Source organism: Methylobacterium sp. Leaf104 (assembly GCF_001422885.1).
Taxonomy (GTDB): domain Bacteria; phylum Pseudomonadota; class Alphaproteobacteria; order Rhizobiales; family Beijerinckiaceae; genus Methylobacterium.
The window spans coordinates 799,801-810,673 of record NZ_LMMZ01000001.1; the positions used below are offsets into that span (position 1 = coordinate 799,801).

General features: G+C 70.3%; 12 protein-coding genes. 9 read left to right on the forward strand and 3 right to left on the reverse strand.

All coding sequences use genetic code 11. The annotated features are described in order from the left end of the window. The first annotated feature begins 1 nt into the window (after window position 1). The 3 genes from ASF49_RS03765 to ASF49_RS03775 are packed head-to-tail and all read left to right on the forward strand — an operon-like array spanning window position 2 to window position 3,767. Window positions 2-1,984 carry a molybdopterin biosynthesis protein gene (locus ASF49_RS03765; protein WP_056468098.1) on the forward strand — a complete coding sequence of 661 codons (1,983 nt, stop codon included), beginning with the start codon at window positions 2-4 and terminating at the stop codon, window positions 1,982-1,984. Next, window positions 1,981-2,526: a molybdopterin-guanine dinucleotide biosynthesis protein B gene (mobB, locus tag ASF49_RS03770; protein WP_056467761.1), complete on the forward strand. Its 546-nt coding sequence runs from the start codon at window positions 1,981-1,983 to the stop codon at window positions 2,524-2,526. Before ASF49_RS03765 ends, mobB begins: the two co-directional genes overlap by 4 nt. After that, window positions 2,514-3,767 carry a molybdopterin molybdotransferase MoeA gene (locus ASF49_RS03775; protein WP_056467763.1) on the forward strand — a complete coding sequence of 418 codons (1,254 nt, stop codon included), beginning with the start codon at window positions 2,514-2,516 and terminating at the stop codon, window positions 3,765-3,767. The genes mobB and ASF49_RS03775 overlap by 13 nt, the downstream gene beginning before the upstream one ends. On the opposite strand, the gene ASF49_RS03780 is transcribed toward ASF49_RS03775, so the two are convergent. Next, entirely contained in the window at window positions 3,743-4,735 is a 993-nt protein-coding gene (locus tag ASF49_RS03780; protein ID WP_056467768.1) for a substrate-binding domain-containing protein, read from the reverse strand. The two genes, ASF49_RS03775 and ASF49_RS03780, sit on opposite strands and share 25 nt — an antisense overlap. A gap of 73 nt (window positions 4,736-4,808) precedes the next feature. On the opposite strand from ASF49_RS03780, the gene ASF49_RS03785 reads away from it, so the two are divergent. Genes ASF49_RS03785 through ASF49_RS03795 form a run of 3 tightly spaced genes read left to right on the forward strand, consistent with a single transcriptional unit; the run spans window position 4,809 to window position 7,022 of the window. Continuing rightward, a complete protein-coding gene (locus tag ASF49_RS03785) occupies window positions 4,809-5,504 on the forward strand; it encodes an ABC transporter permease (protein WP_056467771.1) in 696 nt (231 codons plus the stop codon). 4 nt (window positions 5,505-5,508) lie between these two features. Continuing rightward, on the forward strand, window positions 5,509-6,225 hold the full coding sequence (locus ASF49_RS03790) for an ATP-binding cassette domain-containing protein (protein ID WP_056467774.1): 717 nt from the start codon (window positions 5,509-5,511) through the stop codon (window positions 6,223-6,225). Next, window positions 6,198-7,022 (forward strand): substrate-binding domain-containing protein, encoded by an 825-nt coding sequence (locus tag ASF49_RS03795; protein WP_056467775.1) that lies wholly within the window; start codon window positions 6,198-6,200, stop codon window positions 7,020-7,022. Before ASF49_RS03790 ends, ASF49_RS03795 begins: the two co-directional genes overlap by 28 nt. A gap of 60 nt (window positions 7,023-7,082) precedes the next feature. Here the strand turns inward: ASF49_RS03795 and ASF49_RS03800 are convergent, their stop codons facing one another. Continuing rightward, window positions 7,083-7,322, reverse strand: coding sequence for a hypothetical protein (locus tag ASF49_RS03800; RefSeq protein WP_056467778.1), 240 nt, complete (start codon window positions 7,320-7,322; stop codon window positions 7,083-7,085). Between the two features lie 20 nt (window positions 7,323-7,342). Further along, entirely contained in the window at window positions 7,343-7,990 is a 648-nt protein-coding gene (locus ASF49_RS03805) for a PRC-barrel domain-containing protein (RefSeq protein ID WP_056467780.1), read from the reverse strand. 152 nt (window positions 7,991-8,142) lie between these two features. Between ASF49_RS03805 and ASF49_RS03810 the strand changes: the two genes are divergently transcribed. From ASF49_RS03810 to ASF49_RS03820, 3 genes are all read left to right on the forward strand, one after another. Beyond that, complete coding sequence (locus ASF49_RS03810) at window positions 8,143-9,531, forward strand: Wadjet anti-phage system protein JetA family protein (RefSeq protein WP_056467783.1); 1,389 nt, start codon at window positions 8,143-8,145, stop codon at window positions 9,529-9,531. 188 nt (window positions 9,532-9,719) lie between these two features. After that, the gene (locus tag ASF49_RS03815) at window positions 9,720-9,989 is read left to right on the forward strand and encodes a hypothetical protein (protein WP_056467786.1); all 270 of its coding nucleotides are present in this window, start codon (window positions 9,720-9,722) and stop codon (window positions 9,987-9,989) included. Between the two features lie 100 nt (window positions 9,990-10,089). Further along, entirely contained in the window at window positions 10,090-10,725 is a 636-nt protein-coding gene (locus ASF49_RS03820; RefSeq protein WP_056467790.1) for a DUF4194 domain-containing protein, read from the forward strand. Window positions 10,726-10,873: the final 148 nt, after the last annotated feature.

Consider the following 10,873-nt stretch of genomic DNA (forward strand, 5'->3'; position numbering starts at 1 on the left):
CATGCCCACCGCCATCGCCTCTGACGAGAGCGCCTTCCTCGACCGTCTGGCCCAGGCCGCCCGCCAGGAGCAGTTCCTCACCGTCGTCAGTCGTGAGGAGGCGGTCGAGCGCTTCCGGGCGGCCGTGCCGCACCGAGCCCTGCCAGCCGAGACCGTGGAACTCGCCGACGCGCTCGGACGGGTTCTCGCCCACGACGTCGCCTCGCCCATCGACGTGCCGCCCTTCGACCGCGCTCTGGTCGATGGCTTCGCGCTGCGCGCCGCCGACACCGAGGGCGCCGGAGAGGCGTTGCCGCGCCGGCTGGCCCTCAATCGCGAGATCCTCGCCTGCGGGGTCGCGCCGGCCTTGGCCGTTACGCCCGGCACCGCGACGCCGATCGCCACGGGCGGGGTTGTTCCGCGGGGCGCCGACGCGGTCGTGATGATCGAGCAGACCGAATTTCGGCCGGACGGCCCCTCGATCGACCTCGCCCAGCCAGCGCGGCCGGGCCAGTTCATCGGTTATGCCGGTTCCGACATGGCCGCGGGCGAGACCGTTCTGCGCAAGGGGATGCTGATCACCGCGCGGGAGATCGGCATGCTGGCCGCCTGCGGTCTCGCGGCCATCGACGTCGTCCGCCGCCCACGCGTCGCGGTGCTCTCCACCGGCGACGAACTCGTCGCTCCGGGCGAAGCGCTGGTGGCGGCAGCGATCTACGATTCCAACGGGCCGATCGTGTCCGCCACGGTGACCGAGAACGGCGGCACGGTGAGGCCGCTCGGCATCGTTCGAGATCAGGAGCCGGCCCTCGAGGCCGCGCTTCGCGATGCCATCGCCAGGAGCGACATCGTCGTTCTGTCGGGCGGGACCTCGAAGGGCGCCGGGGACGTCTCGCACCGCATTCTCCAGCGTCTCGGCGAGCCTGGCATTCTCGTGCACGGCGTTGCCCTCAAGCCCGGCAAGCCGCTCTGCCTCGCGGTGGCGGAGGGAACCCCGATCGTCGTGCTGCCGGGCTTTCCGACCTCGGCGATGTTCACGTTCCACGATGTCGTGGTGCCGCTGGTGCGGGCGATGGCCGGTCTGCCGCCGCGGGAGGAGACCAGCGTCGCGGCGATCCTGCCCCAGCGGGTTCCCTCCGAGCGCGGTCGCACGGAATTCGTGATGACCGCCCTGGCAGAGACGGAGACGGGCCTGCGCGCCCTGCCGCTGCCCAAGGGCTCCGGCTCGGTGACGGCCTTCTCGCAGGCCGACGGCTTCTTCACGATCCCTGCCGCCCGTGCCGGCACGGAGGCCGGTGAGTCGGTGTCCGTCACCCGCCTCGGCGCCGGCGTCCGGCCGCCGGACCTCACGATCATCGGCAGCCACTGCGTCGGCCTGGACCGGGTGATCGGTCGGCTGGCGGAGCGGGGGATTCGCGCGCGGCCCATCTGGGTCGGCTCCGCCGGTGGCCTCGCCGCCCTGGCCCGGGGCGAGTGCGACCTCGCGGCGATGCATCTGCTCGATGCCGAGACGGGAATCTACAACCGCCCGTTCCTCTCGCCCGGCATGGTGCTGGCCGAGGGATGGGGGCGCCTTCAGGGTGTCGTCTTCCGGCCGGGCCATCCCCTGTTCGAAGGCCGCTCAGCGGAGGAGGCCGTGGCGGCGGCCCTGGCGGAACCCGAGACCGTCCTGGTCAACCGCAACACCGGTTCGGGCACCCGCGCCCTCGTCGACGGCCTCCTCAAGGGTGCCCGCCCGCCGGGCTTCTGGAACCAGCCGCGCTCGCACAACGCCGTCGCGGCGGCGGTGGCGCAGGGACGGGCCGACTGGGGCGTCGCCATCGCCACCGTGGCGCGGGCCTACGGCCTCGGTTTCCTGCCCCTCGCCGACGAGCGCTACGATTTCGCCTATCGGGCCGAGCACCGTGACCGGCCAGCCCTCGGCGCCTTCCTCGCCTGCCTGCGCGAGCCCGAGACGCGCGCAGGCCTCAGCGAAGCCGGGTTCTCGCCCGCGGAGGCATCGTGAATCCCGCTCGGGTCATCGGCCTCGCCGGGTGGAGTGGAGCAGGCAAGACCACGCTCCTGTCCCGTCTGATCCCGCTGCTGGTCGCCCGCGGCGTGAAGGTGGCGACGATCAAGCACGCGCACCACGCCTTCGACGTGGACCAGCCGGGCAAGGATTCCTATGTTCACCGCGAGGCGGGGGCCTCCGAAATCATCGTGTCCTCGTCGCGGCGCTGGGTTCAGATCCATGAGGTCGGCGACGCGCCGGAAGCGCGACTCGGCGACCTTCTGCGCCGGCTCTCGCCCTGTGACCTCGTGATCGTGGAGGGCTTCAAGCGCGAGGCCCACGCCAAGCTGGAGGTCCATCGCGTCGCCAACGGCAAGCCGCCGATCCACCCCGACGACCCCCGCATCGTCGCCGTGGCGAGCGACCGGGCCTTCGCGGATGCCGCCGTACCTGTGGTCGACCTCGACGCCATCGCGAAAATTGCCGATCTGGTTCTCGCCCTGGCAGAGCCGTTGGAGACGGCGCTGGCGCATGTGGAGGGGCCATGGCCCAGCTGACCGACGATTGCTTCGCCTTCGGCGGTGCCCTGATGCGCATCGAGGACGCCGTGGCGCTGATCGGCGAGCGCCTGCCCGTTCTCGCCGGCACCGAATGGCTGCCCCTTGTCCAGGCCGATGGGCGGATCGCTGCCGAAACGGTCCTGGCGCTGCACGACGTGCCCCCGTTTCCGAATTCGGCCGTCGACGGCTACGCGATCCGCCATCGCGATCTCGCTCCCGAGGGGGAGACGCGGCTTCCGGTCCGAGGCCGGCTTCCGGCAGGCGCCGCCGCCGGGGCGATCGCGACCGATGGCGGGGCGATCCGGATCTTCACCGGTGCCCCGATGCCACCCGGGGCCGACACGGTGTTCATGCAGGAGGATGTGCGCCGCGAAGGCGACGTGGTCGCACTGCCCCCCGGGCTGAAGTGCGGCGCCAATGCCCGGGATGCCGGCGAAGACATTGCCCGCGGCGCCTGCGCGATCCCGGCCGGGCGGCGCCTGCGGCCGCAGGACCTTGCTCTTGCGGCAGCCTCGGGGCACGACCGGATCGCCGTGCGCACGCGCCTGCGCGTGGCCCTGTTCTCAACGGGCGACGAACTCGCCGAGCCTGGTGCGCCGCTGCCCTCCGGCGCGATCCACGATTCGAACCGGGTGATGCTCGCGACGCTGCTCACCCGCCTCGGTACCGAGGTCGCGGATCTCGGGATCCTGCGCGACGAGCCGGGCGCGCTCGCCGCGCGTCTGCGGCAGGCCGCACGCGACCATGACCTGATCCTGACCTCGGGCGGCGTTTCGACCGGGGAGGAGGACCACGTCAAGGCAGCGGTCGAGGCGGTCGGCGCCCTGATGTTCTGGCGTCTGGCGATCAAGCCCGGCCGTCCGGTCGCGATGGGTGTCGTCGACGGGACGCCGTTCGTCGGGCTGCCGGGCAATCCCGGCGCCGTCTACGTCACGCTGCTCTTCGTGGTGCGCCCGCTCCTCGCGCGCCTCGGGGGAGGCAGGGACGTCGCGCCCCTCGGCCAGCCCGTCCGAGCCGCCTTCGCCTATCGCAAGAAGGCGGGCCGGCGCGAATTTGTTCGCGTCAGCGTCGCCCTCGGCTCCGATGCCGTCCTGGAGGCGGTGAAGTATCCCCGCGAGGGCGCCGGTGTGCTCTCGTCGCTGACGGAGAGCGACGGGCTCGTCGAACTCGGCGACGGGGTGACGGCCGTGGCGCCTGGGGACATCCTCACCTTCTATCCGCACGCCGTGCTCTGGTAGCCGAGGGTGGCTCCAGCCGCGTCGTCGGCGGCTTCCGTCAGTCCCGCCAGCACCGTCTCATCGACGGTGGTTCGGGCCGCGAGGTAGTAGGTCTCCCAGCCCAACGGGTGGAAGGCGAGGCCGAAGCGCTCGGCGACCACGGGCGTTCCCATCCCGGCATCCGCCGTCCCGGTGGCGATCAGCGCCGCGACGGCCTGGTGGGTGAATTCCTCGGTCTGGGCGCCCCTGATGGCTCCCGTCTCGAGGCCGGCTTCTGCGCAGAGCCGCTCGAACCAGATGCGGGTGCCGGCCCCGCGCTGGCGGTTGACGAAGCGCAGGCCGAGGCGGGCGATGTCCCGGACGCCCGTCACGCCGTGCGGGTTGCCCTGCGGCAGCATCAGCCCCTGCTGGCGCCGGAACAGCGGCCTCACGGTCAGATCCGGGTCGCGGAAGAGGGCATCGAACGGCGGCGGTACTGGGCCTTCCGAACCGTAGTGGAAGCCGGCGGCCTCCGTCGTCCCGGCGCGGAGATGCGCGAGCGCATCGAGGCTCCCGGCGACCGCGAGTTCGATGCTGGGATTCGCGTCGATGATGCGGAGGAGCAGCGGATCGTGGCTCGCCGCGAGTCGCAACGGCGCCGGCGACCGGACGTCCAGGCCCCGCAGCGCTTCGGCCGTTCGCGCCGCTTCGGCGGCAAGGACGGGGCCGAGCCGGTCGTACATCTCCGCCAGGGTGGCGTGCAGGGCGCGGCCGTAGGGAGTGAGCACGGTGCCGTGCCCCTTGGTCTTGACCGCCACCGGCTGTCCCAGTGCCGTCTCCAGGGCGGTGACCCGACTCCAGGTCGAGCGATAGGAAATCCCCAGTCGTCGCGCGGCGGCGAGCAGGGAGTTCGAGCGGGCCAGGGCGTCGAGCAGGGCGAAGGTGGCTCGCAGAGCGAGGCCGTTCCAGTCGCCGTCGGCTTGCAGCGCCAGGGGCATCGACGCGCGCATCGGCAAGTACTTTCCTATTGATCTTTCTGGTGACCCCGTATCATCCCGCAAGGGTTCGCACAGCCCGGTTCCGATGTTTCAGACCTTCCAGGAAACGATCTCGCGTCTGGCGACCCTCGACCGCGACGTCCTCGCGATCGCGTGGCTTTCCCTGCGCGTCAGCCTCACGGCGGTTGGGTTGGGGCTCTGCATCGGGATTCCGGTCGGCGCGTTCCTGGCGGTGGCCGACTTTCCGGGCCGGCCGGTGTTGGTCGGTCTCCTCAACGCCTTCATGGGCCTGCCTCCGGTCATCGTCGGGCTCGTGCTCTACCTCGTGCTGTCGCGCTCCGGTCCACTCGGCTCCCTCGGATTGCTGTTCACCCCGGGCGCCATGGTGGCGGCTCAGGTCGTGCTGGCGACGCCCCTCGTCGCGGCCCTCACGCGGCAGGTGGTGGCGGATTCCGAGGCGCATCTCGGCGAGCAGCTGCGCTCGCTCGGGCTCTCGGCGCCGCGCCGAGCGCTGGCGCTCATTCACGACACCCGCTTCTCGCTGGTGACGACGGCGCTCGCCGCCTTCGGACGGGCGATCTCGGAGATCGGTGCCGTCCTCGTCGTCGGCGGCAACATCGACGGGCACACCCGCACGATGACGACGGCGATTTCCCTGGAGACCCAGAAGGGGGACCTCAGCCTCGCGCTCGCATTGGGTCTGGTGCTGATCGTCCTCGTGATCCTGGTCAACGCGGTGGCGGCGCTCCTGCGTTCGCACGCCGCGCGTGCCTACGGCTGACCGGATGCCTGCGATCGAACTCAGCGACCTCGCGCTCGCCCGCAACGGCACCACCATCCTCGATGGACTCAGCGCGCACATCTCCGCGGCCGGCATCACCGCACTGATCGGCCCGAACGGCGCTGGCAAGAGCGCGACCCTGCGGGTCATCGATGGCCTGCTCAGGCCCGATGCCGGGTCCGTGCGGATCGTCGGCGACGGTCCCATGCGCCGCGCCTTCGTCTTTCAGCGACCGGCCCTGCTGCGCGCGAGCGCCCTCGCCAACGTCGCGATCGCGCTGGAACCCCTCGGCCTGCTGCGCTCCGAGCGAACGGGCCGCGCCCGTGCGGCCCTGGCCCGCGTCGGCCTCGGCGATCGTGCGGAAGCGCCAGCGACGCGCCTCTCCGGCGGTGAACAGCAGCGCCTGGCCCTGGCGCGCGCCTGGGCGGTCGAGCCCGATCTCCTGCTGGCCGACGAGCCCACGGCGAATCTCGATCCCGGCGCCACCGAACTGGTCGAGGGCCTGATCCTCGACATCGCGCGCCGGGGTACCAAGGTCGTACTCGTCTCCCACAATCTCGGTCAGGTCACGCGGCTCGCCGCCGAGGCCGTCGTGCTCGCGCGCGGACGCGCCGTCGAGCAGGGTCCGACCAGAGCCCTCCTCACCTCGCCCCAGGCTCCCGAGACGCGGGCCTACATCACCGGAGAACTCCCTTGGACATCTTTCGCCGCGGCCTCCTGACCTTCGGCCTGCTCTTCGCCCTCGGCGCCGCTTCCGCCGTCCAGGCCGACCCGGCCTCGATCGTCGTCGCTTCCACCACGTCGACCGAGCAATCCGGCCTGTTCAAGCACCTGCTGCCGCTGTTCGAAGCGAAGTCGGGTATCACCGTGAAGGTCGTAGCACTCGGTACCGGTCAGGCCCTCGATGCGGCCCGGCGGGGTGATGCCGACGTGGTGCTGGTCCATGACCGCGCGGCCGAGGAGAAGTTCCTCGCCGAGGGCTTCGCCACCAAGCGGTGGGACGTGATGTACAACGACTTCGTCCTCATCGGCCCGAAAACCGACCCGGCCGGCGTACGCGGCGGCGACGTGGTCGCGGCCTTCGGCAAGCTCGCCACCGCTCGGGTTCCCTTCGTTTCGCGCGGTGACCGCTCCGGCACCCATAGCGCAGAGTTGCGGACCTGGAAGGAGGCGGGCGTCGATCTGGGCGCGGTCAAGGGTGATTGGTACCGGGACATCGGCCAGGGAATGGGACCGGCCCTCAACACGGCCTCTGCCCTGGGAGCCTACCTCCTGGCCGATCGCGGAACCTGGCTCTCGTTCAAGAACCGCGGCGATCTCACCATCCTCGTCGAGGGCGACAAGCGCCTTTTCAATCCCTACGGCGTGATGCTGGTGAACCCGGCCAAGTACCCGAGCGTGAAGGCCAAGGAGGGCCAAGCCTTCATCGATTGGCTGGTCTCCCGGGATGGCCAGGCAGCCATCGCGAGCTACAAGATCGAGGGCAAGCAACTCTTTTTCCCGAGCGCTGGCCAGTAGGCGATCACCCATCGAACCGACGGCCGCGCGGATGCCAGATCGCTCCGCCGTCGATGGCACTCAGCGGATGTTGCCCGATTGGCGCCGACGCGCGACGTACCAGATGGCGAGGGCAACCACCGCGATCACGAGGCTGAGCCAGACCCAGTTGAAATCCGTGGCCGCCGCATTCGCGGCCGAGGAGTTCGAGCCGGCCGGCCCGCGTTCCGGGATCGGGGGCGCCGGGTTCGTCGCTTGTGCGAGGGCCGTGCCGAGGGTCGCCATCCAGAGGAAGGCACTTGGTGTCAGGGTGCGGTTCATCGGTGAGGCCTCCCTCCGTGCTACTGCTCGGCCTTGCGGGCCGCGCCGTACTGGAAGGCCGGCGCGGCGTTGATCTGGGCTTTGGTCAGGCGGATCTCCGCCTCCAACGGCACGCCGCCGGCCAGGGCCGTGGCGCGACCGGCCGCCGGCTTCTTGGTTTCATCGATGGTGCCGGTGGCGGACGTGACGCGATCGGTATGCTTGTCCTGCACGGCGCCGAGCACGTCGCGCGTGGTGTCGGCACCGGGCATGGTCTCGGGCTTGACCTCGGCGGCGGCCTGCGGGCCTGGTTTCGTCTCGGGCGTCGCCACCGAGGTCGGACCGCCCGTGAGCGGGACATCCTTCATGTTCCAGGCGACGGCGTCGTAGGGAACGGCCACCAGCTTCTCGCCGATGCCGAGGAAGCCGCCGACTCCGATCACCACCGCCTGAACCTTGCCGTCGTCGCCGATCAGCACGTCCTCGATCGAGCCGACCCGTACGTGATCCATGCCGACCACCGGCAGGCCGATGATCTTCGAGCCGCGCATCGCTCCGGGACGTGCCTGCAGGAAGCCCGCCCCGGGCTGTTCCGCGGCCGGCTGCGCGTACGCACGGCCTCCGGACAGGGTCGGGGCCGCAAGGACGGACAAGGCGAGGAGCAGGGCGCTCCGGTGGTGGGGTGGCATCGCAGGCTCCACGAAAACGGACGGCTTCGCGGGACGCGAACGACCATTGATCAACGCGGCGACGGCGGCCCGAGTTCAAGGAGACGCACGCGTCTTTCCGCCAGCGATTTGACTCTCCGCGCCGGTCGAGGCTCATCTCTGCCGGGCCTATCATGCTGTTCACGCATCTTTCCGACGACCTCTTCAAGCCGCTCGCCTCGCCGAGCCGGGCCTTCAACGCAGCTCTGCTGCTACACCTGCACGGTCGCGTCTTCGGGGATACCGCCGAGCCCCTGCGCAAAAGCGAACTCCTGACCGCGATCGGCGACTTCACCGCGGATTTTGTCGACCGGGAGGTCGACGACGAGGGCGCGGCGCCGCTCGAGCCCGGCGAGCGGCGCTCGGTGGTCTATCGCCGCCTTCTCGACGCCGGCTGGCTGGTCGAGCGGCGCGAGCGCTACGTCCCGGTCGTCGAATTCGACCCCGAAGCGCGGATGGTGATCGAGGAACTGGCGCGCCTCGACAGGGGTGAGCGGCGCTCTTACGGCGGTGCCGTGCTCGACGTGCTGGGCAGCCTCGAAAGCGCCATTGCCAATCCGACCGAACGTTCCGAGGCGCTGGTCAACGCCGCCAAGTCGGCGCGGACCTTCCTGAGCCACCTGCGCAGTCTCGCCGGGTCGATGCGCAAGAGCGAGGAGCGCATCCTGTGCGAGGCGGACCAGGGGGTCGCCCTACGCCTGTACTTCGAGGAGTTCGTGGCCCGGCACCTCGTCAGCGATTACCGGACGCTGCACACCCGCTTCAATCCGTTTCGCTTCCGGTCCGGCATCGTGCGCGAGGCTGGCCGGGCCCTGCGCGATCCCCTGACCTTGCGGGCGCTCACCGATGCGGGCCTGCGCGAGGGGCGAGCGCCCGACCGAGAGAGCGCCGAGCGGGCCGTCCGGGGCGACCTTGCCGAGATCCTGGCGATCTTCGAGGGGCTCGACCGTCACATCGACGCCGTCGCCGACATCGTCGCCCGGCTCGAGCGCCGGATCGCCGCCACCTTGCGCTATCTCGATCACCGCGATTCCGACCGGATCGAGAGAACCGCCGCGGCCCTGCGCGCGGTAGCCGGCGCCGACGATGACCTCGACGGGATTCCCGACCCGCAGGTCTCACTCTTCCGGCCGCCGATCGGGGAGCCGCATTGCTACGCCCCGCGCCTGCGAAGGGCGGCGATCGAATCCGAGCCCCTGCCGGAGATCGCCCTCGACCCGGTTGTGGAAGCCTTCATCGCTGCCAAGGATGCCTTCCGCGAGCGTGTCGCCGTGACTCCGGAGCGCATCGTCACCTTCATCGAGACCCACCTCGGGCGTGAGCGTGCCATTCGCGGATCGCAGATCCACATCGCCGACGTCGACGACTTCGTCGTCTTCCAGCGTCTGCGCGAGATCGACGTCCTGTTCGATGGGACCTTGCGTGCCCGTTATCGGCTCTCCCGTGTGGAGGGACGGGTCTCGAACGGCTGGCTCGACTGCCCGGATTTCCTGCTTGAAAGGGCGCCCGCGCTCCGGCGGTGATCGCGTCTTGCACCGTTACGTTCGGGGGGCACTCGACTCCGATTTTCTTTGCTTTCGTTCAAGTGTCGACGACTCGATGTGTTTTAATCCTGGCCCTTGGCAAAATTCCGGGACGGGTTCATGCTTCACGGGATTTCGCGCGCAAGATGCGAAACCGGAGAGACGAAAGTCTGCGGGAGCGTTCGCCCATGACCACCGCCAAATGCCTCATCAAATCGGCCTGGATTGCCGCTGAAGTCGGTCGGGAGCGCTGCGAGCGGGTTCTCGTGGTCGAGACCTACATCGCGGTGAGTCCGCTGGAGCCGAACTACGATTCAGCCCGGTACGAGACCATCGTGGCCGAGGTGCAACGCGTCCTCGCGGCCAATCCCTCCCTGGACCGCGCCTCGATCCTCAGCATGCATCGCGACACAGCCTGTCTCTCGCTGTTCCGGGCGACACCGGCCGTCGCTGCCTGAGCGGCGCACGCGGACGCGCGTCCCGCCCTTGGCGCGACGCGCGGGGAGGGGCTAGAGACACCGACCGGCGCGGGCGCCTTCCGCGTCCGCGGAGTCCGTCATGCTCGAAGCCTTTCGCGCCATTCTCGACGGCGAGGAGCCGCCCCCGCCCGGCGCGCGTGCACCTTCGGAAGAAGAACTCACGCGCGCCCTTCAGGTGATGCTGAAGAGCCAGTGCATCTATGGCGGAACGCCGGGCATCGGGCGTTCCTACGAGTTGGCCCGACACTACGCACCCTTCTTCCAGGCCTATTTCGCGTGCCTCGGCTACGGCTTCGAAGTAATGCACCGCGACCAGATGGTGTGCCTGCGGGTCCCACCCGAAGGCGTCCGCCACGATGCCCAGGCGGAGCGCCTCCGCAAGGACGAGACGCTGGTGCTGCTCGCCCTCCGCCTCGCTTACGAGGAGGGCCTGCGCGCCCATCGGGTCACAACCGACGGCGTCGTCGAATGCACCACGGACGACATCGTCGAGTCGATCCGTACCGCAACGCGCAGCGATCCGCCGGAGGAGGCGCGCCTCACCGAGATCCTGCGCCTGTTCTCCCGCAAGGGCGGCCTGCGCCTGGGTGAACGCGACAAGGTCGAGAAGATCACGCCCCTGATGGTGCTGCCGGGGATCGCGGTGTTGTCGCCGGATGCCTGGATGGATCAGGTCCGGGCCTGGGGCGCCGCGCGCGGCGACGCCGAGGCCTGACGGATCAGGCCCCTTCCGGGGCGGACGTACCGGGGAAAGCGGGTGCCGTCGCCAGCACCGGTCCGTGGCCGCCGGACTGCGCCACCCCACGGGGACTCGGGTGATACGTCCCCAGGCCGGGTCGGGCCGCGGCTTGCATCGGCGGCGC